This window comes from Pseudomonas fluorescens (assembly GCF_902498065.1).
Taxonomy (GTDB): domain Bacteria; phylum Pseudomonadota; class Gammaproteobacteria; order Pseudomonadales; family Pseudomonadaceae; genus Aquipseudomonas; species Aquipseudomonas fluorescens_BJ.
The window spans coordinates 172,556-197,187 of the sequence record NZ_CABVIR010000005.1 but is presented as its reverse complement, the minus strand read 5'-3'; the positions used below and the strand labels follow the sequence as shown (position 1 = coordinate 197,187).

The following is a 24,632-nucleotide window of genomic DNA, read 5'->3' as shown; positions in this document are numbered from 1 at the left end:
TCAGGTCGATACAAATATCAACTAGTGCGCCTCGCCAGCCTTCAACCCCGCCGGTAATTGCTTGGTCAGCAACACCGCAATCATGCTGATCCCCAGCGCAATCCCGACAAAATGAAACGCATCGTTGTAAGCCATGATCGACGCCTGCTGATGCGCAATCTCGCTGAGCTTGCCCAGCGCTGCCGTTTCACTGCCAAACCGCTCCGTCAACGACGCCATTCGCTCGGCCACCTGCGGGTTGCTCGGCACGATGGATTCACGCAAATAATCAAAGTAAGTCTTGGTCCGCGCATCCAGCAATGTGGCGAGAAGGGCGATGCCAATGGCGCCGCCAAGGTTGCGCAGAATGTTGAACAGGCTCGACGCCGAGCCCGCGTCCTGCGGCAGGATATACGCGGTGGCGATCAGCGAGATGGTCACCATGATCAACGGCTGGCCGAGTGCGCGGATGATCTGGATCTGATTGAACTGCGGTCCGGCAAAGTCCGGGTTCAGCACCCCCGAAGAAAAACTCGCCAGGCCAAACAACCCGAAGCCCAGGGTGCACAGCCATTTCGGCGAGACGTATTTCATCAGCTTCGGCACCAGCGGAATCAGGAACAGCTGCGGCACGCCCATCCACATGATCACTTCGCCGATCTGCAGCGCGTTGTAGTTCTGGATCTGCGCCAGGTACAGCGGCAACAGAAAGATCGAACCGTACAACCCGACGCCCATTCCCAGGCTGGAAATACTTGATAAACCGAAGTTGCGATTGCCCAGAATCCCGAGGTTGATCAGCGGATTGGGTTTGGAAAACTGCACGATCACAAAGGTGATCAGGCTGATCAGCGCGATGCTGCCCAGGGTCACGATCAGGTTTGATTCCAGCCAGTCTTTGCGATGGCCTTCCTCCAGGAAAACCTGCAAACAGCCAAGGCCGATGCCGAGGGTGAGAATCCCGGTGTAGTCGGTGCTTTTGAGCAGTTCCCAGTGCGCTTCTTTTTTCTCCAGGCCATACATCAGACCGGCGATCATGATCAGGCCCGGCGGGATGTTGATGTAGAAAATGTATTCCCAGCCCCAGTTTTCCGTCAGCCAGCCACCGAGCGTCGGGCCGATGGAGGGCGCGAACGTTGCGGTCATGGCGAACATGGCCATGCCTTTGGCGCGGTGGTGTTCGGGAAGTTTGATCAGCGTCAGGGTAAACGCCAGCGGGATCAGCGCGCCGCCGGTGAAGCCTTGCAGTGCGCGGAAAATGATCATGCTTTCCAGGCTCCACGCCATCGAGCAGAGCAGGGACGCGGCAAGAAATCCAAGGGACACCCACACCGCCAGTCGACGCGCCGAGAGTAGCTGCACCAGCCACGCGGTCAGTGGAATCATGATGATTTCCGCGACCAGATACGATGTGGATATCCACGAGCCTTCTTCCAGCGTCGCCGACAGCGCGCCCTGAATATCCTTGAGTGACGAGTTGGTGATCTGGATGTCGAGCACCGCCATGAAGGCGCCGAGCATCACGCTCATGACCGCGATCCAGTCCCGCCGGGTCGGTTCGCCGACCGGGCGGATCAGTTGATCACCGGCCATCGTCAGGGGTGTCTTTGATGTTCACTTTGGCGGTGACCGACATGCCCGGACGAATCTTGCCGTGCAGCGGGTTGTCCGCAGCGAAGGTCAGTTTTACCGGAATCCGTTGTACGACTTTGGTGAAATTGCCCGTGGCATTGTCCGGGGGCAGAAGGCTGAATTGCGCGCCCGAGGCGGCGAACAGGCTGTCGACCCGTGCGTCGATCGGCGTATCGCTGTAGGCGTCGAACGTCAGTTCCGCTTTCTGTCCGGGCTGCATGTGGCCGATCTGGGTTTCCTTGAAGTTGGCCTGAATCCAGATGTCCTGATCCGGGACAATCGACAGCAAATAAGCGCCGGCCTGCACGTATTGGCCTTCGCGGGCGGCGCGCTGGCCGATCAGGCCGCTGATGGGGGCGTGGATTTCGCTGCGGGTCAGGTTCAACTCGGCCTGGGCCAGATCGGTTTTTGCGTTGGCGATCATCGCGTCGAGGCGCTTGATCTCTGCGCTGAGGGAGTTGATTTGCTGGCGCTGACTCTGTGCGTCGGCCTGGGCCTTGGTCACCTGCGAGCGGGCAATGTGGTTGTCGGCGGAAAGGGTGGTCACTCGTTCTTCCGACACATAGCCGGGTTTACGCAGGGTTTGCGCGCGGGACAGGTCAATCTGCGAGCGACCGAGGCTGGCCTGGCTGGACGCGACTTGCGCTTCGCTTGCGGCAATCAGGCTGGCTTGCTGCGTCAGTTTGCTCTGGGCTTGCAGGCGTTCGGCCTGACGGGTGGCGAGCGTGGCGTTGGCGCGGTCGACGGCGAGGTGGAAATCGTCGCCTTCGAGCCTGATCAGCAACTGGCCTTTCTCGACGTGCTGGTTGTCCTGCACCAGCACCTGATCGATGCGCGCGCCCAACTGGCTCGACACACGGGTGATCTCGCCCTGGACATAGGCGTTGTCGGTGCTTTCATAAAACCGTCCCTTGAAGAACCACTGGGCAAAAAAGCCCCCGGCAATCAGCAGGACGATCAGCAGGAAAATAAACAGGCGACGCTTGAGTTGGGCAGGCATGGGGCAAACTGTAGTCGAGAAATTGTAAGGAAAGGTATCAGCAGGCGAATTTGGCATACAGTCGATAGTGGGTAAATGCCATCGGTTGATAATCGATCATTCATTGCGGCCAAGGCCCGTTGTAGACGCAAACTTGGCTTAAATGCCCTGCTCACTGGAGCCGGGCGGGCAACGCCTGTTACCATTCGCCCTTTGTTTTATCTTCATTTCGAGACTTGCCATGACCACCGTCCGCACTCGCATCGCGCCATCGCCTACCGGGGATCCCCACGTAGGTACCGCTTACATCGCTTTGTTCAACTACTGCTTTGCCAAGCAGCACGGCGGTGAGTTCATCCTGCGGATTGAAGACACCGACCAGTTGCGTTCGACTCGCGAGTCCGAACAGCAGATTTTCGACGCCCTGCGCTGGTTGGGTATCGACTGGAGCGAAGGCCCGGACGTCGGCGGCCCGCACGGTCCATACCGTCAAAGCGAGCGCGGCGAGATCTATCAGAAGTACTGCCAGCAACTGGTCGAGATGGGCCATGCCTTCCCGTGTTTCTGCACCGCTGAAGAGCTGGATCAGATGCGCGCCGAGCAAATGGCCCGCGGCGAAACTCCGCGTTACGACGGCCGTGCGCTGCTGCTGTCGAAAGAAGAAGTCGCGCGCCGCCTGGCCGCCGGCGAGCCGCACGTGATCCGCATGAAGGTGCCGAGCGAAGGCGTGTGCGTGGTGCCGGACATGCTGCGTGGCGATGTCGAGATTCCGTGGGATCGCATGGACATGCAGGTCCTGATGAAGACCGACGGTCTGCCGACATACTTCCTCGCCAACGTGGTCGATGACCACCTGATGGGCATCACCCACGTGCTGCGTGGCGAAGAATGGCTGCCTTCGGCACCGAAACTGATTCTTCTGTACGAATACTTCGGCTGGGAACAACCGGAGCTGTGCTACATGCCGCTGCTGCGTAACCCGGACAAGAGCAAGCTGTCCAAGCGCAAGAACCCGACCTCGGTGACGTTCTACGAGCGCATGGGCTTCATGCCGGAAGCGATGCTCAACTACCTGGGGCGCATGGGCTGGTCGATGCCGGACGAGCGCGAGAAGTTCTCGCTGCAGGAAATGGTCGACAACTTCGACCTGAGCCGCGTCTCCCTCGGCGGGCCGATTTTCGACATCGAGAAGCTGTCGTGGCTCAACGGCCAGTGGCTGCGCGATTTGCCGGTGGAAGAATTCGCCTCGCGCCTGCAAACCTGGGCGCTCAACCCTGAATACATGATGAAGATCGCGCCGCACGTGCAGGGCCGCGTTGAAACCTTCAGCCAGGTCGCACCGCTGGCCGGTTTCTTCTTCGCCGGGGGCGTGAACCCGGATGCCAAGCTGTTTGAGTCGAAGAAGCTGTCGGGCGATCAGGTCCGTCAGTTGATGCAGTTGATTCTGTGGAAACTGGAAAGCCTGCGTCAGTGGGAGAAGGACAGCATCACCGCGACCATTCAAGCGGTGGTCGAATCCCTGGAATTGAAACTGCGTGATGCCATGCCGCTGATGTTCGCCGCGATCACTGGCCAGGCGAGTTCGGTGTCGGTACTCGACGCGATGGAAATCCTCGGCCCGGACCTCACGCGTTTCCGTCTGCGCCAGGCCATCGACTTGCTCGGTGGTGTGTCGAAGAAGGAAAACAAGGAGTGGGAAAAACTCTTGGGCAACATCGCCTGAGGTCGTTTGACCCCGCAGGAGCTGCCGGAGGTTGCGGTCTTTTGATCCTGATCTTCGGCTCTTCCCCCGAATTTACGGGGGGAGGGCGGTAAGTGATTGTTATGTCGGCAAAAAACTTTGGAAATTGTTAAAAATAAATTTGACACGTTTCCGATGCGCCATTAAGATTCGCCCCGTCCTCAGCGATGAGGGGCTATAGCTCAGCTGGGAGAGCGCTTGCATGGCATGCAAGAGGTCGACGGTTCGATCCCGTCTAGCTCCACCAATTTACACTTCAAGGTCTGGCCACACCGGCCTTGAAGCGATCAGCACTCAGCGTTGATCTGATGTATAGAAGGGTTTGCGTCCCCTTCGTCTAGTGGCCTAGGACACCGCCCTTTCACGGCGGTAACAGGGGTTCGAGTCCCCTAGGGGACGCCAGTTTTACAGAAGCGATGTTGCAAGATGTCGCTCCGCCGCGAGGCGAAAAATCCGGGGCTATAGCTCAGCTGGGAGAGCGCTTGCATGGCATGCAAGAGGTCAACGGTTCGATCCCGTTTAGCTCCACCAATTTTACAGTTCAAGGTCTGGCCACACCGGCCTTGAATCGATCAGCTCTCAGCACTGATCAGTTGTATAGAAGGTTTTGCGTCCCCTTCGTCTAGTGGCCTAGGACACCGCCCTTTCACGGCGGTAACAGGGGTTCGAGTCCCCTAGGGGACGCCACGATTACCCGCTCTGCGGGATTTTATAAGGGTCATTCAATTATTGAATGGCCCTTTTGTTTGTCTGGCGTTTGGCCAAATCCCCCATTTCTTTCAAACTGTTCTTCAGACCAGCGGTCACATCCACGACTTGCGGAAAATTATTATGAGAATAATATTCTAGTCGTAATATTCGGAGGCAACGATGAACGATAAAAAAGCTCAAACCCGCGAACGCATCCTCAAGGCCGCCAGCGCAGCGCTGATTCAGCGTGGCCCGGCCGAACCGAGCGTGGGCGAAGTGATGGGTGCAGCCGGCCTGACGGTTGGCGGCTTCTATGCGCACTTCGAAAGCAAGGACGCGATGATGCTGGAAGCGTTCAAGCAACTGCTCGGTCACCGCCGTGGCCTGATTGCCGACATGGACGCCGAATTGACCGGTGAAGAGCGTCGCGCGTTGGTGGCTGCGTTCTACCTGTCACGCAAACACCGGGACTCTTCTGAGTCGGCGTGCCCTATCCCGGCGTCCGTCGGCGAGCTGGGACGTCTGCCGGACGCGTTTCGGGTGGCGTTGAATGAACACGTGGAAATGATGGTCGCGCAGTTGGCGGCCAGCCCGGAAGACACCGACAAAGCCCTGGCCGACATGGCCTTGATGGTCGGTGGACTGGCTCTGGCGCGGGCGTTGGGGCCGGGAGAGTTGTCCGATCGATTGCTGCGTGCCGCCAAGTCGGCGGTGCTATGACCTGAAGGCAAATGGCCTGAGGAGTGAGAGCGATGAGCACGTTAAAGTGGGTTCGTGGCGTTAATGGCACCTTGGGCTGGTTTGCACCGAAACTGGTCGCGAGCAAAATGCGACTGGCGTTCATGACGCCGCGGGATCTGCCGCCGCGTGACTGGGAATTGCCGCTGCTGGCGAAATCCGAACGCATCACGTTACGCTTCGGCTTGTCGGCGTTGCGCTGGGGGCAAGGTCCTGCAGTGTTGCTGATGCACGGTTGGGAAGGCCGACCAACGCAGTTTGCCAGCCTGATCACCGCGCTGGTTGAGGCCGGGTACACCGTCGTTGCTCTGGACGGTCCGGCTCACGGTCGCTCACCGGGTAACGAAGCCAACGTCGTGCTGTTCGCCCGGGCCATGCTTGAGGCCGCCGCCGAGTTGCCGCCGCTGCAGGCTGTCATCGGTCACTCGATGGGCGGTGCCAGCGCGATGCTCGCTGTTCAGTTGGGCCTGCGCACCGAAACCCTGGTGACCATTGGTGCTCCGGCGCGGATTCTCGGGGTTCTGCGCGGTTTCGCCCGCTATGTGCGGCTTCCGCCAAAAGCCCGTTCGGCGTTCATTCGGCAAGTCGAAAAAGACGTCGGCATGCGCGCGGCTGCGTTGGATGTCTCGCGCTATCAGCTCGACATGCCTGGCCTGATCGTTCACGCCGAAGACGACAACTTTGTTTCGGTCAAAGAATCCCAGCTGATCCACGAGTCCTGGTTTGACAGCCGTTTGCTGCGGCTGGAAGAGGGTGGTCATCAACGGGTGCTTGCCGACCCGCGGGTGATTGATGGCGTGTTATCACTGCTGGCCGGTCGCAGCCTGCAATCGCGCCAATCGGCCTGAGCATCCGTTACACTGCCCCGGTCGACATCATCTGACCGGGAGTGGGGCATGGGCTGGGATAGGGCAACGCCATTTATCATTGATCTGGAAGTAGGCGCCGAGGACATCGACGGGTTGGGTCACGCGAATAACGCGGTGTACGTGAGCTGGCTCGAACGCTGCGCCTGGCGCCACTCGCAGCGGCTTGGCCTCGACCTGGTCGAGTATCGGCGACTGGATCGGGCGATGGCGGTGGTCCGGCACGAGATCGATTACCTGGCGGCGGCTTATGAGGGCGACGAGTTGCAATTGGCGACCTGGATCGTTGATTGGGACCAGCGCCTGAAAATGACTCGACACTTCCAGCTCAAACGCCCGAGCGACAACACCACATTGCTGCGGGCGCAAACCACGTTTGTCTGTATTGAGCTTTCCTCGGGCAAGCCCAAGCGCATGCCAGCAGAGTTCATCGAGGGTTATGGTCCGGCGTTGCAAGTCGCGATCTAATTGATCCCTTCGCGGCTTGCCCGCGAAAGCATCCACACAATCAATACCGTCCGGTCTGACGAAATACCTTCTAACCGCCGAAACCAGTAAACTGCCGCACGTTTTTCGTCGAGTGTGTTTTTCATGCAAATTGCTTTGGCGCCCATGGAGGGGTTGGTCGACAACATCCTGCGGGACGTGCTGACCCGTGTGGGCGGTATCGATTGGTGCGTGACCGAGTTCATCCGGATCAACGACCAACTGCTCACGCCTGCCTACTTCCACAAATTCGGCCCTGAATTGCTGACGGGTGCGCGCACCGCGTCCGGCGTGCCGTTGCGCGTGCAGCTGTTGGGTTCCGACCCGGTGTGCCTGGCGGAAAACGCAGCGCTGGCCTGCGAGTTGGGCTCCGAAGTCATCGACCTGAACTTCGGTTGCCCGGCCAAAACCGTCAACAAGTCACGCGGTGGCGCGGTGTTGCTCAAAGAGCCCGAGCTGCTGAACCAGATCGTCGAGCATGTCCGTCGCGCCGTCCCGGCGCACATTCCGGTCACCGCGAAAATGCGTCTGGGCTTCGACAGCCCTGACGGCTCGCTGGTTTGCGCCACGGCCCTGGCCGAAGGTGGCGCGGAGCACATCGTGGTGCATGCGCGGACCAAGATGGACGGCTACAAACCGCCGGCGCATTGGGAGTGGATCCCTCGCGTGCAGGAAGCGGTCAAGGTGCCGGTATTCGCCAATGGCGATATCTGGAGCGTCGAAGACTGGCGCCGCTGCCGCGAAATCAGCGGCGTGGAAGACATCATGCTTGGTCGCGGGCTGGTGTCTCGTCCGGACCTGGCCCGGCAGATCGCCGCTGCTCGTGCCGGTGAAGAGGTGATCGAGATGACCTGGGCCGAGCTGCTGCCGCTGATCCAGGACTTCTGGCTGCAAGCCAAGGCGCAGATGACACCCCGTCAATCGCCCGGTCGCCTGAAGCAGTGGCTGGCCATGCTGACGCGTAATTATCCCGAAGCGGTTGAGCTCTTTACTGTCCTGCGTCGTGAAACCGAACTGGATCAGGTCTCGCGTTTGCTGGGTTTGCAGGTGCTGGAGGCCGCTTAAAAAAATCTGAAAAAAACTCTTGAAATGCAATCAGCGGTCCCTATCTAAGGATTACGCGATGCCGAATTCGGGTCGCGGAGACAAAAAAACTTGCTGATATGTTTTCAGGAGATTTGAATCATGAGCACTGCATTTTCCATGGCACCACTGTTCCGTTCCTCGGTCGGTTTCGATCGTTTCAACGACCTTTTCGAAACCGCACTGCGCAATGAGCCGGGCAGCACCTATCCACCTTACAACGTTGAAAAACACGGCGACGACCAATACCGCATTGTCGTAGCGGCCGCCGGTTTCCAGGAAGAAGACCTGGATCTGCAAGTGGAAAAAGGTGTACTGACCATCAGTGGCGGCAAGCGTGACGCGAACGAAGACGTCACCTATCTGTACCAAGGCATCGCACAGCGGGCTTTCAAACTGTCCTTCCGACTGGCGGACCATATTGAAATCAAGGCTGCCGGCCTGAGCAACGGTCTGTTGAGCATCGACTTGTTGCGGGTGATTCCGGAAGAGGCGAAAGCCAAACGCATCCCGATCAACGGGACGCAAAAACCTGCTCTGCAGCACTAAGGCAGGGCAATGAAAAGGGCGCCATTGGCGCCCTTTTTTTGTGCTCGCTCCTACCGGCGCCGTGTTATTGCAGGAGTTTTTGGAACGATTCCACCGGCAGCGGTTGGCTGTGCAGATATCCCTGATAAAAATGGCAGCCCAGCCCCTGCAAAAACTCCAGCTGCTCCGGCGTTTCCACCCCTTCGGCAATCACTTTCAACTCCAGGCTGCGGGCCATGGCGACGATGGCACGGATGATCTCGGCGTCATTGGGGTCGGTGGTGGCATCACGGATGAACGACTGGTCGATTTTCAGGGTGTCGACCGGCAGTCGCTTGAGGTAGGTCAGCGAAGAATAACCGGTGCCAAAGTCGTCCATGGCGAAGCTCACGCCGAGTTTTTTCAGGCGGCGCATTTTGCTGATGGTGTCTTCCAGGTTCTGGATGACGATGCCTTCGGTGATCTCCAGCTTCAACAGCGAGCAGGGCAGGCCGTGGCTGGCGAGGCTGTGCTCAATGCGCTCGACGAAGTCTTTCTGGCGGAATTGCCGTGGGCTGATGTTCACGCACAGGCTGAAGTCGAGCGGGTCGATCAGGCCCTTGGCGATCAACTGTTTGAAGGCATCGCAGGCTTCATCGAGGATCCAGGTGCCAACTTCCAGAATCAGCCCGCTGTCTTCCAGGATCTTGATGAATTCGGTGGGCGATTGCGCGCCGAGCTCCGGATGGTTCCAGCGCACCAGCGCCTCGGCGCCAACGATGCGATTGTCGCGGGCGTCCACCTGCGGCTGGTAATGCACGTTGAACTCGCCCCGGGAAAGCGCCAGGCGCAGGTCGGTTTCCATGCGCAGGCGTTCACTGGCGGCCTTCTGCATGGTGTTGTGATACATCTGCGTGGTGTTACGCCCCGAATCCTTGGCCCGATACAGCGCGATGTCGGCGCGTTTGAGCAGGTCGGTCGGGGTCGAACCATGATCGGGAATCAGTGCGATACCGATACTCGGTGTCACTTGCAGTCGCTGGCCGTCAAGGAACATCGGTTCCGACAGCAGTTCGCGCAAGGTGTCCGCCAGCTCGCGGACCTGCGCGCTGACTTCATTGCGCGAACCTTCCAGGCCACTGAGCAGCACCACGAATTCGTCGCCGCCCAGGCGCGCCACGGTGTCTTCCATGCGCACGCTGGCTTCAAGGCGCGCCGTGATGATTTTCAGCACCGTATCGCCCACTGGGTGGCCGAGCGAATCGTTGATGTGCTTGAAGTGGTCGAGATCAAGAAACATCAACGCGCCGCGCAGGTTGTGGCGTTTTAGCAGGGCGATCTGCTGGCTCAGGCGATCCATCAGCAGTGCGCGGTTAGGCAGATTGGTCAGCGGGTCGTGGTAGGCCAGGTGGCGGATCTGCGCTTCGGCGTTTTTCAACAGGCTGACGTCCCGCGCGGTCAGCAGCAGGCACGCGGTTTCGTTGAGGGTGATCGGTTCCACCGAGACTTCGACGGTCAACAGTTCGCCGCGCTTGTTGCGGCCGAGCATTTCCTGGTGGTGCACCCGGCCCTTGATCTGCAGCTCGGCGAGCAGTGCCGAGCGTTGTTTTTCTTCGGCCCAGATGCCGACCTGATACACCGTGCGGCCGACCACCTCATCGGCGCGATAGCCCGTCAGGCGGCAGAAGCCGTCGTTGACCTCCAGATAGCGCCCGGTGTCGCGTTCGGTGATGGTGATGGCGTCGGGACTGGAGTGGAAGGCTTTGGCGAACTTCTCTTCACTGGCCTTGAGCGCCGCTTCCGAGCGTTGTTGTTGGGTGATGTCGCGCAAAGTTGTGACGATGCACGGCTGATTGCCGACGCTGATCTGGCGGCTGGAAATCACGCAGGTCAGCGATTGGCCGTCCTTGTGCTGAACGAGGATGGCGACGTTGTTGAGGCCCTGTTCGCGGATGACTTGTTCGATCCGGCGCAGGCTTTTCGCCGAGGCGTCCCACAGGCCGATTTCATCGGCGCTGCGACCAAGCACCTCGGTGGTGCTCCAGCCAAAGGTCTGGGTGAAACTGGAATTGATCTCGATGAACTGGCCGGTGTCCTGGCGGGTGACGCAGATCGGGTCCGGGCTGACCTGGAACAGGGTGGCAAATTTCTCTTCGGAGGCCACCAGCTTCTGTTCGCGCTCGACCTGATCGGTGATGTCCAGCAAGGTGCCCGCCATGCGAAACGGGACGCCGTTTTCATCGCGGTAGAGCCGAGCGCGGCTTTCCAGGTAGCGTGAACTGCCGTCTGTCAGCTGCACGCGGTAGGTCAATTGATAGTTGCCGGCCGGGCCTTCGCGCAGGCTGCGATAGGCATCGCGCATGCTGTCGCGCTCTTCGCCGGGCACGCCTTCGAAAAACTCTTCGAAGGATTCATGGAACGGTTTTGCTTCCAGCCCGTGCAGTTGGGCGGCGCGGGCCGAGCCATAGAGCATGCCGCTGGGAATGTGCCAGTCCCAGGTGCCGAGTTGCGCCGAGTCCAGCGCCAGATCGAGGCGCTCCTGGCTGTCCTTCAGGGCGAGTTCGGCAGCCTTGCGTTCAGTGGTGTCGAGGAAAGTGCTGAGCAGATAGGGCTGGCCCTCGAGTTCGACTTTTTGCGCGCTGAGAATGCCGTCGTGGACCTGACCATTGCTGGCGCGAAACTGCACCTCCATGCTGACCAGCTCGCCTTTGGCCTTGGTTGCCTTGACCAGTTTTTCCCGTTGTTCGGGGTACACCCAAAGGCCCAGTTCGATCGTGGTGCGGCCAATCGCGTTTTGCACCGGCCAGCCGAACAGGCTTTCGAAGTATTGGTTGGCTTCGGAGATCAGGCCGTCTTCCTGGCGAGTCAGCAGCACCATGTTCGGGCACAGGTGAAAGAGCGTCGCAAAGCGTTTTTCCGAGCTGCTCAGCGCCTGTTCGCGTTGACGCTGGTGGGTGATCTCGCGGATCACCCCGATCATGCGCGGCCGGCCGTGTTTGTCCGGCAGCAGGCTTCCATTGATCTCCAGCCAGTGCAGGCTGCCGTCGGGCCAGCGGATGCGGTGGTGCATCGCCTGTTCCAGCGGCGCGCCGGCGATCACTGCGTGGAATGCACGAATGGTTTTAGCCCGGTCTTCGGGCGGCAGCAGGTCGAGGTATTCCAGATCCGCCGGCAACGGTTGCCGGGGATCGAAACCGAACAGTGCCTGCGTACCTCGCGACCAGCTGATCTGGCCGCGCTCGATGTCCCAATACCAGGCACCCAAGCGCGCGCCATTGAGGGCGGCCAGCAGCTGCGGCGCGCTTTCCCAGCTCTGCTCGGACCGTTTCGGGTCAAGCGCCTGAATACGTGGCATCGGCGGAACACGGTCAACAGATTTCGGCATTGGCAGGCCTTGGGCTGAATTGGGCGTTAGGCACAGGAGTTCGCGGCTCTATAGGAGTAGCACAAGTTAGCCTTGAGTCCCTGGCAGATCGAGTTGTGCATCCAGCAAGGCCATAAAAGCCCGTGCTGCGTTCGACAGCGTCCGTTCGGTGTGCAAGATATAGCCTAGCTGGCGAGTCAGTTGTATGCCCGGCAAGGGTATTCGCGCAACCTGATCGTCAAGCATTGTGCGTGGCAACACGCTCCATGCCAGGCCGATCGACACCATCATCTTTATGGTTTCCAGATAATTCGTGCTCATCGCGATGTTCGGCGTCAAACCTTGCGCTTCGAACAGACGCTGGACGATATGGTGAGTAAAGGTGTTGCCGCCGGGGAACACCGCCGGGTGCAGGGCGATGTCCGCGAGGCTGACCGCGCCATTGCTGATCAGTGAATGCTCCGGGGCGACCACGAAATCGAGCGGGTCGTCCCACACCGGCGTGGCCTTGACCAGCGCGTGGGGTTCCGGCGCCAGGGTGATGACGGCCAGTTCGGCGCGGCCATGGAGGATTTCTTCGTAGGCCACTTCCGAATCGAGGAACTGAATATCCAGCGCGACTTGTGGGTAGCGGCGGGTGAACTCTCTTAACAAGGGCGGCAAACGGTGCAGGCCGATGTGGTGACTGGTGGCCAGGGTCAGGCGACCGGTCACTTCGCCGGTCAGGTTGGTCAGGGCGCGGCGGGTGTCGTCCAGCACGTTCAGAATCTGATAGGCCCGTGGCAGCAGGGCGCGTCCGGCTTCGGTCAGGCCGACTTCACGGCCAAGTCGATCAAACAACCGCACCTTCAATTGCTGCTCCAGCCCGGCAATCCGTTTGCTGATCGCCGGTTGCGTCAGGTGCAGCCGTTCGCCGGCGCCGGAGAAGCTTCCGGTCTCGGCAATGGCAATAAAGGCGTTCAGGTTGGCCAGATCCATCTTCGTATTCCAGTTAGTTATCCAAAGCATAAAAAATATGAATTTGAGTTATTTAATGTAACGCCCTAGGATCGACCTCACAAGCCAAAGGGCTATTGAATTGTTCAAAGCCCGGGGCATAGAAACAAGCTGATGAGGACCGTCTGATGGCCGGCAAAACGCTTTACGACAAGCTTTGGGATTCCCATGAAGTGAAACGGCGCGACGATGGGTCGTCGCTGATCTATATCGACCGCCACATCATCCATGAAGTGACTTCGCCCCAAGCTTTCGAAGGCCTGCGTCTGGCCGGGCGCAAGCCTTGGCGCGTCGACTCGATCATTGCCACGCCGGACCACAACGTACCGACCACTCCGGATCGCAAGGGCGGCATCGAAGCGATTACCGATCAGGTTTCGCGTTTGCAGGTTCAGACCCTCGATGACTACTGCGACGAATATGGCATCACCGAATTCAAAATGAATGACGTGCGTCAGGGTATCGTTCACGTGATCGGTCCGGAGCAGGGTGCCACCTTGCCGGGCATGACCGTGGTCTGCGGCGACTCGCATACCTCGACCCACGGCGCGTTCGGCGCCCTGGCCCACGGCATCGGCACTTCCGAGGTCGAACACGTGTTCGCCACGCAGTGCCTGGTCGCCAAGAAAATGAAGAATATGTTGGTGTCGGTCGAAGGCAAATTGCCGTTCGGCGTAACGGCCAAGGACATCGTGCTTGCGGTCATCGGCAAGATTGGCACCGCCGGCGGTAATGGTCACGCCATCGAGTTTGCAGGCAGCGCCATTCGCGATTTGTCTATCGAAGGCCGCATGACCATCTGCAACATGTCCATCGAGGCCGGCGCTCGCGTAGGTCTGGTAGCGGCGGATGAAAAAACCGTGGCGTACGTGAAAGGCCGTCCATTTGCCCCGAAAGGCGCGGAATGGGATCTGGCGGTCGAAGCGTGGAAAGATCTGGTGTCTGACAAGGATGCGAAGTTCGACACCATCGTTGAACTCGACGCGACCCAGATCAAACCGCAAGTCAGCTGGGGCACTTCGCCCGAGATGGTTTTGGCAGTCGATCAGAACGTGCCGGACCCGGCGAAGGAAATGGATCTGGTCAAACGCGGTTCCATCGAACGCGCCTTGAAGTACATGGGTTTGACCGCCAATCAGGCGATCACCGACATTCAGCTGGACCGCGTATTCATTGGCTCCTGCACCAACTCGCGGATCGAAGATCTGCGCGCTGCGGCAGTGATCGCCAAGGGTCGCAAAGTGGCTTCGACCATCAAACAAGCCATCGTGGTGCCGGGCTCGGGCCTGGTGAAGGCGCAAGCCGAGGCCGAAGGACTGGACAAGATTTTCCTCGAAGCCGGTTTCGAGTGGCGTGAGCCGGGTTGCTCGATGTGCCTGGCGATGAACCCGGACCGTTTGGAGTCGGGTGAACACTGCGCATCGACCTCCAACCGCAACTTCGAAGGGCGTCAGGGCGCCGGTGGCCGTACGCACCTGGTCAGCCCGGCCATGGCCGCGGCGGCTGCCGTCAACGGTCGTTTCATCGACGTTCGCGAACTGATCTGAGGAACCGCACATGAGAGCTTTTACCCAACACACCGGCCTGGTCGCGCCATTGGATCGTGCCAACGTCGACACCGACCAGATCATTCCGAAGCAGTTCTTGAAGTCGATCAAGCGCACCGGTTTTGGCCCGAACCTGTTTGACGAATGGCGCTACCTGGACGTGGGCTATGCCTACCAGGACAACTCCAAGCGTCCGCTGAACAAGGATTTCGTCCTCAACGCCGAGCGCTATCAGGGCGCCAGCGTATTGTTGGCCCGCGAGAACTTCGGTTGCGGCTCCAGCCGCGAGCACGCGCCCTGGGCGCTGGAAGAGTACGGTTTCCGCAGCATCATTGCGCCGAGCTATGCCGACATCTTCTACAACAACAGCTTCAAGAACGGCTTGCTGCCGATCATCTTGAGCGACGCTGAAGTGGATGAGCTGTTCCAGCAGGTTGAAGCCAATCCGGGTTACCAGTTGACGGTCGACCTGCAAGCCCAGACCGTGACCCGGCCGGACGGCAAGACTTATAGCTTTGAATTGGACGAGTTCCGCAAGCATTGCCTGGTCAATGGCCTCGACGATATTGGTCTGACATTGATGGATCACGAGGCGATCGCATCGTTTGAAAGCAAGCACCGGGCGAGCCAGCCGTGGTTGTTTCGCGACGTTTGATTCTCGGTAGGTAGTGCCGGCCTCATCGCGAGCAGGCTCGCTCCCACAGTGGATTTGCGGCGTACACAAAACCCCTGTGGGAGCGAGCCTGCTCGCGATAACGGCAGCCCAGACAACACAAATATCAGGACATCACGATGACCAGCACCGCCCACAGCCAAGTCGTACAAAAGCAATTCGGCGAACAAGCCTCGGCCTACCTGAGCAGCGCTGTCCATGCTCAAGGCACCGAATTTGCGCTGCTACAGGCTGAGCTGGCCGGGCAGGGCGATGCCCGGGTGCTGGACCTCGGTTGCGGCGCCGGTCACGTGAGTTTTCATGTGGCGTCGCTGGTCAAGGAAGTGGTGGCGTACGACTTGTCGCAGCAGATGCTCGACGTGGTCGCCGCCGCAGCCGTTGATCGGGGTTTGAGTAATGTGACCACGGTCCTCGGTGCCGCCGAACGCCTGCCGTTCGCCGATGGCGAATTCGACTTCGTGTTCAGCCGTTATTCGGCGCACCATTGGAGCGATCTCGGCTTGGCCCTGCGCGAAGTGCGTCGGGTGCTGAAGCCGGGCGGCGTGGCGGCGTTCGTCGACGTGTTGTCACCGGGCAGCCCGTTGTTCGACACTTACCTGCAAAGCGTCGAAGTGCTGCGCGACACCAGCCATGTGCGCGATTATTCCGCCGGCGAGTGGTTGCGTCAGGTCAGTGAGGCGGGGCTGCACACGCGCAGCACCACGCGTCAACGCCTGCGTCTGGAGTACAACAGCTGGGTCGAGCGCATGCGCACACCGCAGGTGATGCGCGCCGCGATCCTCGAATTGCAGCAATCGATGGGCAACGAAGTACGCGAATATTTTGAGATTGAAGCCGATGGTTCGTTCAGTACCGATGTGCTGGTGCTGATGGCTGAACGATAAGCTCGGAACCATAAGCGCCGAGCAATAGAATTTTTCCGGGGGTGCCCAAGGGCGCACCGACTGATGACATGAGGAACGCATGAGCAAGCAGATTCTGATTCTCCCAGGTGATGGTATTGGTCCGGAAATCATGGCCGAAGCGGTCAAGGTGCTGGAACTGGCCAACGACAAGTACAACCTGGACTTCGAACTGAGCCACGACGTGATCGGCGGCGCGGCCATCGACAAGCATGGCGTGCCGCTGGCCGACGAAACCCTGGAGCGTGCCCGCGTGGCCGACGCCGTTCTGTTGGGCGCCGTGGGCGGCCCGAAATGGGACACCATCGAGCGTGACATCCGTCCTGAACGCGGCCTGCTGAAGATTCGTGCGCAACTGGGCCTGTTCGGCAACCTGCGTCCGGCGATCCTGTACCCGCAACTGGCCGAGGCTTCCAGCCTGAAAGCCGACATCGTTTCCGGTCTGGACATCCTGATCGTTCGCGAACTGACCGGCGGTATCTACTTCGGCGCGCCACGCGGCACCCGCATCCTGGAAAACGGCGAGCGCCAGTCCTATGACACGCTGCCGTACAGCGAAAGCGAAATCCGTCGCATCGCCCGTGTCGGTTTCGACATGGCCATGGTGCGCGGCAAGAAGCTGTGCTCGGTGGACAAGGCCAATGTCCTGGCTTCCAGCCAGTTGTGGCGTGAAATCGTCGAAGAAGTGGCCAAGGATTACCCGGAAGTCGAACTGAGCCACATGTACGTCGACAACGCCGCCATGCAACTGGTGCGTGCACCGAAGCAGTTCGACGTGATCGTCACCGACAACCTGTTTGGTGACATCCTGTCCGACCAGGCGTCGATGCTCACCGGTTCCATCGGCATGCTGCCGTCGGCGTCCCTGGACACCAATAACAAGGGCATGTACGAGCCATGCCACGGTTCGGCGCCGGACATTGCGGGTAAAGGCATTGCCAACCCGCTGGCGACCATTTTGTCGGTGTCGATGATGTTGCGCTACAGCTTCAACCAGCAAGGCGCGGCAGATGCGATCGAGAAAGCCGTCAGTCTGGTTCTGGACCAAGGCCTGCGTACGGGCGACATCTGGTCGACCGGTTGCACTAAAGTCGGTACGCAGGAAATGGGTGACGCAGTAGTCGCCGCGCTGCGGAATCTGTAATCTCTCGGGCCCGCTGCCACTTTCCACTTCGAAAGCAGCGGCCCACTTTTCAAGAAGGTGTAGTTGCGATGAAACGTGTAGGTCTGATCGGTTGGCGCGGTATGGTCGGTTCCGTGCTCATGCAGCGGATGCTGGAAGAGCAGGATTTCGATCTTATCGAGCCGGTGTTTTTCACCACTTCGAATGTCGGTGGCCAAGGCCCGTCCGTGGGCAAGGACATTGCTCCGCTCAAGGACGCTTACAGCATTGAAGAGCTGAAAACCCTCGACGTGATTCTGACCTGCCAGGGTGGCGACTACACCAGCGAAGTCTTCCCGAAGCTGCGCGAAGCCGGCTGGCAGGGTTACTGGATCGACGCTGCTTCCAGCCTGCGCATGCAGGATGATGCGGTGATCGTGCTTGACCCGGTCAACCGCAAGGTCATCGACCAGCAGCTCGACGCGGGCACCAAGAACTACATCGGCGGCAACTGCACCGTCAGCCTGATGCTGATGGGCCTGGGTGGTCTGTTCGAGGCCGGTCTGGTCGAGTGGATGAGCGCCATGACTTATCAGGCGGCCTCCGGTGGCGGCGCGCAGCACATGCGTGAACTGATCAAACAAATGGGCGTAACCCACGCCGCTGTTGCTGATCAACTGGCCGACCCGGCCAGTGCGATCCTCGACATCGATCGTCGTGTGGCCGAAGCCATGCGCAGCGACGCGTACCCGACCGAACACTTCGGCGTACCGCTGGCCGGCAGCCTGATCCCGTGGATCGACAAGGAACTGCCGAACGGTCAGAGCCGCGAAGAGTGGAAAGCCCAGGCCGAGACCAACAAGATCCTCGGTCGCTTCAAGAGCCCGATCCCGGTCGATGGCATCTGTGTGCGCATCGGCGCCATGCGCTGCCACAGCCAGGCGCTGACCATCAAGCTGAACAAAGATGTGCCGATCGCCGACATCGAAGGGCTGATCAGCCAGCACAACCCTTGGGTCAAACTGGTGCCGAACAACCGCGAAATCAGCATGCAGGAGCTGAGCCCGACCAAGGTTACCGGCACCCTGAATGTTCCGGTTGGCCGTCTGCGCAAGCTGAACATGGGGTCGCAGTTCGTCGGCGCGTTCACCGTCGGCGACCAGCTGTTGTGGGGCGCGGCCGAACCGCTGCGTCGCATGCTGCGGATTCTGCTTGAGCGTTGATCGATTGAAGCAATGAAAGAACCCGTGCCTTGAAAGGGGCGCGGGTTTTTTATGCGCAACAGTCTGAGGATTGTTGGGTGTCTGGGCTGCCGCCATCCCGGGCAAGCCCGCTCCCACAGGTTTTGTGTTGCTCCCGAATTTTGGCACGACACAAACCATGTGGGGGCGGGCTTGCCCGCGATGAGGCCGGTATAGGCGCCACATAATTGCCTGCATGCCCACCACCCGGTAAAGTGCCGCTCCCCCCGTTTCGCCAGAGGTAGAACCATGAGCCAGTCCTTTGATATTGCCGTGATCGGCGCCACCGGTACTGTCGGCGAAACGCTCGTGCAGATTCTCGAAGAGCGCGACTTTCCGGTTGGCAATCTGCATTTGCTGGCCAGCAGTGAGTCCGCCGGTCATTCGGTGCCGTTTCGCGGCAAGAACGTGCGGGTGCGGGAAGTCGATGAGTTCGACTTCAGCAAAGTACAGCTGGTGTTCTTTGCCGCAGGTCCGGCGGTGACCTTGAGTTTCGCCTCGCGCGCCACCGCCGCCGGTTGCTCGCTGATCGATCTGTCCGGCGCCTTGCCGGCCAATCAGGCGCCGCAAGTGGTGCCGGAAGCCAATGCTCAGGTTCTGGCCGGCCTGAAAAAGCCTTTCCAGGTCAGCAGCCCAAGTCCGTCAGCCACCACGTTGGCCGTGGTGCTCGCACCGTTGCTCGGCTTGCTCGATCTGCAGCGTGTCAATGTGACCGCCAGTCTGGCCGTTTCTGCCCAGGGCCGCGAAGCCGTTACGGAACTGGCCCGGCAAACCGCCGAACTGCTCAACGTGCGTCCGCTGGAGCCGACTTTTTTCGATCGGCAGATGGCCTTCAACCTGCTGGCGCAAGTCGGCAAGCCGGATGAGAACGGCCATACGCTGCTGGAAAAACGTCTAGTGCGGGAACTTCGTCAGGTCATGGCGTTGCCTTTATTAAAGATTTCCGTCACTTGTATTCAAGCCCCGGTGTTTTTTGGCGATAGCTTTAACTTGACCCTGCAGTCTGCAAGCGCTGTGGACCTGGTAAAAATCAACGCGGCGCTCGAAGATGCTCCGGGTGTCGAACTGGTGGAAGCCGGCGATTACCCGACTGCGGTCGGTGATGCGGTAGGGCAGGACGTGGTCTACGTCGGTCGGGTTCGCGCAGGAATCGACGACCCGTCTGAACTTAATTTGTGGCTGACGTCAGATAACGTACGCAAAGGCGCGGCGCTCAATGCTGTGCAGGTGGCTGAATTGTTGATAAAAGACCTGCTGTAAAAGATACTTGGCAACAATTTGCAGAATGATTCTGGCCGGGCGTCATGCTCGGCCGGATTGCTGAAGGCAAGCCACCCTGCGAGGCTTTCCGGGGCATGAAAGAAATGATCGCGCGCGACGACTCTTCGCCGCCGCGCGCAATGCCTTACGGCAGCGACTATCAACACCTTCTCGCTGGCCGAGGAATGTTCAAACAAAGGATGAGGCTATGGTTCAAGTTCGCAAACTGGTGTTAGCAATAGCGGCCGCCTCGGCGCTGTCCTCCGGTATGGCGCATGCGCTCGGGCTCGGGGAATTGACCCTGAAGTCGTCGCTGAACCAGCCGCTGGTGGCGGAAATCGAATTGCTCGACGTCAAGGAGCTCACCGCTGCCGAAGTGGTGCCGAGCCTGGCGTCGCCCGAAGATTTCGCCAAGGCCGGTGTCGACCGCCAGGCATTCCTGAATGACCTGAGCTTCACCCCGGTGCTCAACGCCAGTGGCAAAAGCGTCCTGCGTGTGACCTCCAGCAAGCCGCTGTCCGAACCGATGGTGAAATTCCTGGTTCAGGTGATGTGGCCCAACGGTCGCCTGCTGCGCGATTACAGCGTGCTGCTCGATCCGTCCAAATTCTCGCCGCAAACCGCTGAAGCGGCTGCGCAACCGGCACCGACTCCGACCGTCACTGCACCGGTGACCGGCGCCTCCAAACCGACCCAATACACCACCACGCCGCGCGATACCCTGTGGGAAATCGCCGCGAAGGCGCGTAATGGCGGCTCGGTTCAGCAAACCATGCTGGCCATCCAGGCGTTGAACCCGGATGCCTTCATCAACGGCAACATCAACCTGCTGAAAACCGGTCAGGTGCTGCGCCTGCCGGATCAGGCGCAAGCCACCAGCGTGCCGCAACCCAAAGCCATTGCTGAAGTCGCCGCGCAGAACACTGCGTGGCGTCAGGGTCGTCGCTATGTAGCGAAACCTGGAACGGGGCAGCAGCAACTCGACGCGACACGCGCTCGTGGCGAAGGCGCCCCTGTGCGCCCCGCCAAGGACAATCTGAGCCTGGTGTCTGCCGAGTCTGGCAAGGCCGGTGGCAAAGGTGCTGCCGGTGATGCGAAGGCCTTGAGCAACAAGCTGGCGGTGACCCAGGAAAGCCTCGACACGAGCCGTCGTGACAACGCTGAACTGAAAAGCCGCATGAACGATCTGCAAAGTCAGCTGGACAAGCTGCAGCGCCTGATCGAGCTGAAGAACAATCAACTGGCCAAGTTGCAGGCTGAAGGCGCCGCAGGTGCCCCGGCGGCGACTGTCGCGACGGCCCCGGCGCCAGTCATCTCGGCCGAATTGACGCCCCCTGCGCCCGAAATGCCAGCCCCGGTGGCGGCGGCCCCCGAGGCAGCGCCTGCCCCGGTCGAAGCACCTGTCGAGCCGACGCCTGCCGCGTCCGACGATCAGAAATTCAACGACCTGCTGACCAATCCGGTACTGCTGGGGCTGGTCGGCGGCGGGGCGGTGGTTCTGCTGCTGTTGCTGCTGTTGCTGGCCCGTCGCCGCAAAGCTCAGCAAGAAGCCGAGAAACACCTGCGCATGGCCCGTGCCTTGTCCGAGGAGCAGGAGTTCTCTGCTGAACTGGACTTGCCTGAAAGCAGCTTCGAAGGCCTGGAAGTGCCGCCGCCGAGTGTCAAACTCGCGACTGCACCGACCCCTGCTCCAGCGCCGACCCCGGCACCCGCTCCGGCTCCGGTCATTGCGCCAGTGGTGGTCACGCCACCGATCGCCGCGCCACTGGTCGCACCTGCTGCTGATCGTGATGACGACGTGCTGACCAAGGCGCAGTCGCACATGGCCGCCGGTCGCCTGAATCAGGCTGCTGCGTTGCTGGAAGACGGCATCAAGCAAGAACCTCAGCGCAGTGACCTGCGTCTGAAACTCATGGAAGTCTACGGTCAGCAGGGCGACCGCGATGCATTCGTGGCCCAGGAGCGTCAGCTCGTGGCCAACGGCGAAAACTTCGCCCGTGTCGAAGAACTGAAAAGCCGCTTCCCGGCCATGGCGGTCGTCGTGGCGGGTGGTCTGGCTGCTGCGGCCGTCGCTGCCGAACTGGACGCCCAATACGTCAAGGACCTGTTGATGGACGAGCCCGAAGCACCGGCACCGGCACCGGCACTGGCCGATGACGACTTCGACAGCGCGTTTGATCTGAGCCTGGATGATCTGGAAAACGCCTCCCCCGCGGTGGTTGCACCTGAGCCGACGCCTTCGCCAGAGGCCTTGGCCGAGCTGGATGAATTCCCGCTGGATGACGACTTGAGCTTTGAGTCGGTGTTGCAGCAACAGACTGAAATCAAGGAAAACCTCGACGACCTGTCGGACTTCGATCTGGACATGGACCTCGGTGGCGATGCGTCGCCGGCGACCCTCGCTGAAGACGATTTCCTGTTGAGCCTGGATGACGACGTCAAGGATCTGCCTGCCGCTGAAGCGCCGGTCGTTCCTGAGGTGGCGCTGGATGATCTGGAGTTGCCGGCGGATTTCGATCTGTCACTGGCCGATGAAATGGATGCTCCGGACGCCTTCGCGGCTGAACTGGATGACGTCAACGCCGAGCTGGATCGTCTGTCCCAGAGCATCAGCGAGCCGACCTTCACTGCGGAAGACGCATTGGCCTCCGCCGCTGATGAGCCGGAATTCGATTTTCTCTCCGGCACCGACGAAGTCGCCACCAAACTCGACCTGGCCCAGGCCTACATCGACATGGGCGACGCCGACGGCGCACGCGACATTCTCAACGAGGTTGTGACCGAGGGTGATGCGGGTCAGAAGAGCGAAGCCAAGGAAATGCTTTCGCGTCTGGCTTGATTGATCGGTAAGCAGTAAACAAAACGGCAGCCCCTCTCGGCTGCCGTTTTTGTTTCTGCGAGATGGGAGGGTGCCTGTTTGGACACCTTCGCGGTCTCGGAGGGGGGCAAAGATTATGTGACCTGCGCAAAACCCTGTGGGAGCGGGCAGGCCCGCGAAGAGGCCCTGACATTCAGCATTGCACCTTCTGTTGTACTGGCTTCCCCGTCCGGCGGCCTTATAATGCCCGCCTTTGCGCAGATCAGCAGGCTGTCACTCCTTGGCAAATATAGATAACCCGGCCGCCGAAATGGTGGCCGACGGCTTTTTCCGCATCGCGTTGGGCGTTGAATACAAAGGCTCGCGCTATCGCGGCTGGCAGCGTCAGGCCTCCGGCGTGCTCACGGTGCAGGAAACCCTGGAAAACGCCTTGTCCAAAGTCGCCGATTCACCCGTGTCGCTGCTCTGCGCCGGGCGCACCGACGCTGGCGTGCATGCTTGCGGACAGGTGGTGCATTTTGACACGCAGGTCGAGCGGTCGATGAAAGCCTGGGTCATGGGCGCCAACATCAACTTGCCACACGACGTCAGCGTCAGTTGGGCCAAGGTCATGCCGGGGCATTTCCATGCGCGCTTCAAGGCTATCGCCCGGCGTTATCGCTACGTGATCTACAACGATCAGATTCGCCCGGCGCACCTGAACGAAGAAATCACCTGGAATCACCGCCCCCTCGACGTCGAACGCATGGCCGAGGCCGCGCAATACCTGGTTGGCACCCACGACTTCAGCGCTTTTCGCGCGGGTCAGTGCCAGGCCAAGTCGCCGATCAAGGAATTGCATCACCTGCGCGTCACGCGCCACGGCAAGATGATCGTGCTGGATATTCGCGCGAGCGCGTTCCTGCACCACATGGTGCGCAACATTGCCGGCGTGCTGATGACTATTGGTGCCGGCGAGCGTCCGGTGGAGTGGATGAAAGAGGTGCTGGAGAGCCGTATTCGTCGTTCCGGCGGGGTGACGGCCCATCCCTTTGGTTTGTACCTGGTGCAGGTCGAGTATCGCGATGAGTTCGAATTGCCCGAGCGTTACATTGGCCCACACTTCCTGACCGGTTTCGCCGAACTTGACGGCTGACGCCCTCGAACGCATTTGTTACCATCCGGGACTTTCCCGGATTTGCCCTGAGGTTTTTATCGACATGTCAGCCGTTCGCAGCAAGATTTGCGGGATTACCCGCATAGAAGATGCGTTGGCGGCAGTCGAGGCCGGGGCCGATGCGATCGGTTTTGTGTTTTACGCCAAGAGCCCGCGGGCCGTAACGTTTCAGCAGGCGCGCGACATCATCAAGGCGCTGCCGCCGTTCGTGACTACCGTGGGTTTGTTCGTCAATGCCAGCCGTTGCGAGTTGGGCGAGCTGCTCGACGCCGTACCGCTGGACTTGCTGCAGTTCCATGGCGACGAAACCGCTGCCGACTGTGAAGGCTGGCATCGACCGTACATCAAGGCGCTGCGGGTCAAGGCCGGTGACGATATCGCGGCGGCATGCGATGCGTTTCCAAGTGCCAGCGGTATCCTGCTCGACGCCTACGTTGAAGGCGTGCCCGGCGGAACCGGCGAAGCGTTCGACTGGTCTCTGATACCGCAGGGTTTGAGCAAACCGATCATCCTCGCGGGTGGCCTGACTCCAGAGAATGTCGCCGAGGCGGTTGCCCGGGTCCGTCCTTACGCCGTGGACGTCAGTGGTGGGGTTGAGGCGAGCAAGGGCATCAAGGATCACGCAAAGATTCAGGCATTTATCAAGGCTGTACGCAGTAGCACGTAGTTGATGTGACGGCTGGCAGACTGCCGCCGTCCCAAAATGCACTGCGCTGCACAAAGCAGGCACGGCTGAGGATTGATGGGTTGTACGCAGGTCACGCTTCACTGACCCGGCCACCCTCCGATCATCGCCACACACATGAATTTAGCTCAAGGGCATACGCGGGGCTGCGAACCAGAGCGTTCGGGCCGCCGGTACTGGAGAAAGA

Annotated in this window: 19 protein-coding genes and 4 tRNA genes; 19 read left to right on the top strand and 4 right to left on the bottom strand. The window is 60.1% G+C overall.

What is annotated here, in order from left to right; translation table 11 throughout:
* Positions 1 to 21 precede the first annotated feature (21 nt).
* Both F8N43_RS19335 and F8N43_RS19330 read right to left on the bottom strand, forming a co-directional pair.
* Positions 22 to 1,572: an MDR family MFS transporter gene (locus F8N43_RS19335; protein ID WP_150632483.1), complete on the bottom strand. Its 1,551-nt coding sequence runs from the start codon at positions 1,570 to 1,572 to the stop codon at positions 22 to 24.
* Positions 1,562 to 2,611, bottom strand: coding sequence for an HlyD family secretion protein (locus F8N43_RS19330; RefSeq protein ID WP_150632482.1), 1,050 nt, complete (start codon positions 2,609 to 2,611; stop codon positions 1,562 to 1,564). Before F8N43_RS19330 ends, F8N43_RS19335 begins: the two co-directional genes overlap by 11 nt.
* 220 nt (positions 2,612 to 2,831) lie before the next feature.
* Here F8N43_RS19330 and gltX point away from each other — a divergent pair, with 220 nt between their 5' ends.
* The 10 genes from gltX to F8N43_RS19280 all read left to right on the top strand — a co-directional run bounded on the left by gltX (position 2,832) and on the right by F8N43_RS19280 (position 8,743).
* A complete protein-coding gene (gene gltX, locus F8N43_RS19325; protein ID WP_150632481.1) occupies positions 2,832 to 4,313 on the top strand; it encodes a glutamate--tRNA ligase in 1,482 nt (493 codons plus the stop codon).
* Positions 4,314 to 4,502: 189 nt separating this feature from the next.
* Positions 4,503 to 4,578 (top strand) — tRNA-Ala (locus tag F8N43_RS19320).
* Positions 4,579 to 4,657: 79 nt separating this feature from the next.
* Positions 4,658 to 4,733 (top strand) — tRNA-Glu (locus F8N43_RS19315).
* Between the two features lie 53 nt (positions 4,734 to 4,786).
* Positions 4,787 to 4,862: transfer RNA gene (locus tag F8N43_RS19310), tRNA-Ala, on the top strand.
* Between the two features lie 80 nt (positions 4,863 to 4,942).
* Positions 4,943 to 5,018 (top strand) — tRNA-Glu (locus F8N43_RS19305).
* Between the two features lie 183 nt (positions 5,019 to 5,201).
* Positions 5,202 to 5,741 (top strand): TetR/AcrR family transcriptional regulator, encoded by a 540-nt coding sequence (locus F8N43_RS19300; RefSeq protein ID WP_008028313.1) that lies wholly within the window; start codon positions 5,202 to 5,204, stop codon positions 5,739 to 5,741.
* A 32-nt stretch (positions 5,742 to 5,773) separates the two neighbouring features.
* The gene (locus F8N43_RS19295; RefSeq protein ID WP_150632480.1) at positions 5,774 to 6,607 is read left to right on the top strand and encodes an alpha/beta fold hydrolase; all 834 of its coding nucleotides are present in this window, start codon (positions 5,774 to 5,776) and stop codon (positions 6,605 to 6,607) included.
* 48 nt (positions 6,608 to 6,655) lie between these two features.
* A complete protein-coding gene (locus tag F8N43_RS19290; protein ID WP_150632479.1) occupies positions 6,656 to 7,093 on the top strand; it encodes an acyl-CoA thioesterase in 438 nt (145 codons plus the stop codon).
* Positions 7,094 to 7,216: 123 nt separating this feature from the next.
* Entirely contained in the window at positions 7,217 to 8,176 is a 960-nt protein-coding gene (locus F8N43_RS19285; protein ID WP_150654191.1) for a tRNA dihydrouridine synthase, read from the top strand.
* Between the two features lie 120 nt (positions 8,177 to 8,296).
* A complete protein-coding gene (locus F8N43_RS19280) occupies positions 8,297 to 8,743 on the top strand; it encodes an Hsp20 family protein (RefSeq protein ID WP_150632477.1) in 447 nt (148 codons plus the stop codon).
* 64 nt (positions 8,744 to 8,807) lie between these two features.
* On the opposite strand, the gene F8N43_RS19275 is transcribed toward F8N43_RS19280, so the two are convergent.
* Positions 8,808 to 12,086 carry an EAL domain-containing protein gene (locus tag F8N43_RS19275; RefSeq protein ID WP_150654190.1) on the bottom strand — a complete coding sequence of 1,093 codons (3,279 nt, stop codon included), beginning with the start codon at positions 12,084 to 12,086 and terminating at the stop codon, positions 8,808 to 8,810.
* A 66-nt stretch (positions 12,087 to 12,152) separates the two neighbouring features.
* Entirely contained in the window at positions 12,153 to 13,043 is an 891-nt protein-coding gene (locus F8N43_RS19270; RefSeq protein ID WP_150632475.1) for a LysR family transcriptional regulator, read from the bottom strand.
* A 146-nt stretch (positions 13,044 to 13,189) separates the two neighbouring features.
* On the opposite strand from F8N43_RS19270, the gene leuC reads away from it, so the two are divergent.
* The 9 genes from leuC to F8N43_RS19225 all read left to right on the top strand — a co-directional run bounded on the left by leuC (position 13,190) and on the right by F8N43_RS19225 (position 24,427).
* Entirely contained in the window at positions 13,190 to 14,608 is a 1,419-nt protein-coding gene (gene leuC / locus F8N43_RS19265; protein ID WP_150632474.1) for a 3-isopropylmalate dehydratase large subunit, read from the top strand.
* A 10-nt stretch (positions 14,609 to 14,618) separates the two neighbouring features.
* Positions 14,619 to 15,263 (top strand): 3-isopropylmalate dehydratase small subunit, encoded by a 645-nt coding sequence (gene leuD / locus F8N43_RS19260; protein WP_123403578.1) that lies wholly within the window; start codon positions 14,619 to 14,621, stop codon positions 15,261 to 15,263.
* A 137-nt stretch (positions 15,264 to 15,400) separates the two neighbouring features.
* Positions 15,401 to 16,165: a class I SAM-dependent methyltransferase gene (locus F8N43_RS19255; protein WP_150637404.1), complete on the top strand. Its 765-nt coding sequence runs from the start codon at positions 15,401 to 15,403 to the stop codon at positions 16,163 to 16,165.
* A 79-nt stretch (positions 16,166 to 16,244) separates the two neighbouring features.
* Positions 16,245 to 17,327, top strand: a complete 1,083-nt coding sequence (leuB, locus tag F8N43_RS19250; RefSeq protein ID WP_150654189.1) for a 3-isopropylmalate dehydrogenase — start codon at positions 16,245 to 16,247, stop codon at positions 17,325 to 17,327.
* 68 nt (positions 17,328 to 17,395) lie between these two features.
* Positions 17,396 to 18,508, top strand: a complete 1,113-nt coding sequence (gene asd / locus F8N43_RS19245; RefSeq protein ID WP_150632471.1) for an aspartate-semialdehyde dehydrogenase — start codon at positions 17,396 to 17,398, stop codon at positions 18,506 to 18,508.
* 267 nt (positions 18,509 to 18,775) lie between these two features.
* The gene (locus tag F8N43_RS19240) at positions 18,776 to 19,786 is read left to right on the top strand and encodes an aspartate-semialdehyde dehydrogenase (RefSeq protein ID WP_150654188.1); all 1,011 of its coding nucleotides are present in this window, start codon (positions 18,776 to 18,778) and stop codon (positions 19,784 to 19,786) included.
* Between the two features lie 208 nt (positions 19,787 to 19,994).
* On the top strand, positions 19,995 to 22,625 hold the full coding sequence (locus F8N43_RS19235; protein ID WP_150654187.1) for a FimV/HubP family polar landmark protein: 2,631 nt from the start codon (positions 19,995 to 19,997) through the stop codon (positions 22,623 to 22,625).
* A 289-nt stretch (positions 22,626 to 22,914) separates the two neighbouring features.
* Positions 22,915 to 23,739 carry a tRNA pseudouridine(38-40) synthase TruA gene (truA, locus tag F8N43_RS19230; protein WP_150632502.1) on the top strand — a complete coding sequence of 275 codons (825 nt, stop codon included), beginning with the start codon at positions 22,915 to 22,917 and terminating at the stop codon, positions 23,737 to 23,739.
* Between the two features lie 64 nt (positions 23,740 to 23,803).
* The gene (locus F8N43_RS19225; RefSeq protein ID WP_150632468.1) at positions 23,804 to 24,427 is read left to right on the top strand and encodes a phosphoribosylanthranilate isomerase; all 624 of its coding nucleotides are present in this window, start codon (positions 23,804 to 23,806) and stop codon (positions 24,425 to 24,427) included.
* The last annotated feature ends 205 nt before the right edge of the window (positions 24,428 to 24,632 follow it).

What these genes read in the sequence shown, in the direction of transcription:
- F8N43_RS19335 (WP_150632483.1), bottom strand. Translation starts at nt 1,572, where the DNA reads ATGGCCGGTGATCAACTGATCCGCCCGGTCGGCGAACCGACCCGGCGG.
- F8N43_RS19330 (WP_150632482.1), bottom strand. Translation starts at nt 2,611, where the DNA reads ATGCCTGCCCAACTCAAGCGTCGCCTGTTTATTTTCCTGCTGATCGTC.
- gltX (WP_150632481.1), top strand. Translation starts at nt 2,832, where the DNA reads ATGACCACCGTCCGCACTCGCATCGCGCCATCGCCTACCGGGGATCCC.
- F8N43_RS19300 (WP_008028313.1), top strand. Translation starts at nt 5,202, where the DNA reads ATGAACGATAAAAAAGCTCAAACCCGCGAACGCATCCTCAAGGCCGCC.
- F8N43_RS19295 (WP_150632480.1), top strand. Translation starts at nt 5,774, where the DNA reads ATGAGCACGTTAAAGTGGGTTCGTGGCGTTAATGGCACCTTGGGCTGG.
- F8N43_RS19290 (WP_150632479.1), top strand. Translation starts at nt 6,656, where the DNA reads ATGGGCTGGGATAGGGCAACGCCATTTATCATTGATCTGGAAGTAGGC.
- F8N43_RS19285 (WP_150654191.1), top strand. Translation starts at nt 7,217, where the DNA reads ATGCAAATTGCTTTGGCGCCCATGGAGGGGTTGGTCGACAACATCCTG.
- F8N43_RS19280 (WP_150632477.1), top strand. Translation starts at nt 8,297, where the DNA reads ATGAGCACTGCATTTTCCATGGCACCACTGTTCCGTTCCTCGGTCGGT.
- F8N43_RS19275 (WP_150654190.1), bottom strand. Translation starts at nt 12,086, where the DNA reads ATGCCGAAATCTGTTGACCGTGTTCCGCCGATGCCACGTATTCAGGCG.
- F8N43_RS19270 (WP_150632475.1), bottom strand. Translation starts at nt 13,043, where the DNA reads ATGGATCTGGCCAACCTGAACGCCTTTATTGCCATTGCCGAGACCGGA.
- leuC (WP_150632474.1), top strand. Translation starts at nt 13,190, where the DNA reads ATGGCCGGCAAAACGCTTTACGACAAGCTTTGGGATTCCCATGAAGTG.
- leuD (WP_123403578.1), top strand. Translation starts at nt 14,619, where the DNA reads ATGAGAGCTTTTACCCAACACACCGGCCTGGTCGCGCCATTGGATCGT.
- F8N43_RS19255 (WP_150637404.1), top strand. Translation starts at nt 15,401, where the DNA reads ATGACCAGCACCGCCCACAGCCAAGTCGTACAAAAGCAATTCGGCGAA.
- leuB (WP_150654189.1), top strand. Translation starts at nt 16,245, where the DNA reads ATGAGCAAGCAGATTCTGATTCTCCCAGGTGATGGTATTGGTCCGGAA.
- asd (WP_150632471.1), top strand. Translation starts at nt 17,396, where the DNA reads ATGAAACGTGTAGGTCTGATCGGTTGGCGCGGTATGGTCGGTTCCGTG.
- F8N43_RS19240 (WP_150654188.1), top strand. Translation starts at nt 18,776, where the DNA reads ATGAGCCAGTCCTTTGATATTGCCGTGATCGGCGCCACCGGTACTGTC.
- F8N43_RS19235 (WP_150654187.1), top strand. Translation starts at nt 19,995, where the DNA reads ATGGTTCAAGTTCGCAAACTGGTGTTAGCAATAGCGGCCGCCTCGGCG.
- truA (WP_150632502.1), top strand. Translation starts at nt 22,915, where the DNA reads ATGGTGGCCGACGGCTTTTTCCGCATCGCGTTGGGCGTTGAATACAAA.
- F8N43_RS19225 (WP_150632468.1), top strand. Translation starts at nt 23,804, where the DNA reads ATGTCAGCCGTTCGCAGCAAGATTTGCGGGATTACCCGCATAGAAGAT.